This is a genomic window from Candidatus Symbiopectobacterium sp. NZEC135 (assembly GCF_025962695.1).
The window spans coordinates 1-1176 of record NZ_JAGFPF010000584.1 but is presented as its reverse complement, the minus strand read 5'-3'; the positions used below and the strand labels follow the sequence as shown (position 1 = coordinate 1176).

Below are 1176 nucleotides of genomic sequence, written 5' to 3'. Positions count from 1 at the left end.
AGTTCGGCGGCGATATCAGAGACAAAATCCCCTTCGCCTTTGGCTAACGCACTCACCACCGCCTGACGCGCCGCCACAGTAAGAATCGGCTCCAATGCAGCGATGCGCCCACGGGTGATCCCCGGCGCCATCAGACGCCGTAAGGCTTTGTGGCGCGGATCGTCCATCATATTGATGACAGTCCCCGGCCCTGCGGCGCTGGGGAGATCCTCTATCATGGTTCCGCCCCCGGCACGATCTCCGCCTCGGTGCGAGGAGAAGGTATCGATGTCTCTGGCGAGTGGCACAATATCCTGATAGCGAGTAAACACCCAAAAACCTTCGTTATCAGGCGTCAACGGCGTGGCCGGATGATACAGCGCGCCGCTATTTTGTCGCAATTGCGTGAACACAGAATGGGGGAAACCTTGCGAGAACAGCGTCAAATCGGTTAAATCAACGTCAGGCAGCGGCCAACGCGTGGCGCAATGCTGACTATCACACAGCGGCTCAGACATCATCTTCTCCTGGTTCTTCGCGGGGATGTACAATGCGCCATCCTTCGGCGCGCACTTTTGCCTGCCAAAAGGCCGCATAGCGTCCGTTCATGGCCAACAACTGTTGATGGTTGCCCTGCTCCACGATTTGCCCGTGATCGAGGACCAAGATGCGATCCGCATTGCGGATGGTGTGCAGTTGATGTGCGATGACCAGCATCGTGCAGCGACCGCGCAACGCGCTAAGCCCCTGTGCGATCGCTTCCTGATTTTCCGGATCCAATGCGCCAGTTGCTTCATCCAACAGCAGGATTGGCGCATTTTTCAGCAATGCGCGCGCCAGTGCAGCACGCTGACGTTCACCGCCCGACAATAATCCGCCCCCTTCTCCAACCCGGTTATCCAGCCCCAGCGGTAAACGCTGCACCACCTCGTCCAAACGCGTCAGTTTCAGGACGTTTTGCAAGGTGTCATCATCAGCGGCAGGGTTGCCCATCAGCAGGTTTTCCCGCAGGGTGCCACTGAACAGATAATTGTCCTGAAACACCTGTGAAATCATGTTCATGTGTTGCATGACCGGAAAGTTTTTTACATTAATGCCACCAATCTCAATCACCCCGCTATCCGGATCGAAAAAACGGGCAATCAATTTGGTCAAGGTGGTTTTCCCCGAACCGGATGCCCCCACCACGGCGGTCAT

At 56.5% G+C, this 1176-nt stretch carries 1 protein-coding gene and 1 pseudogene; both read right to left on the bottom strand.

What is annotated here, in order from left to right:
* Nucleotides 1-500 (bottom strand): annotated as a pseudogene (locus tag J5224_RS28960) (cytochrome P450); the annotation flags it as partial.
* Nucleotides 490-1176 (bottom strand): ATP-binding cassette domain-containing protein (locus tag J5224_RS28955; RefSeq protein WP_264628536.1); only part of this gene is annotated, 687 nt, incomplete at its 5' end. The gene J5224_RS28955 and the pseudogene J5224_RS28960, both read right to left, overlap by 11 nt.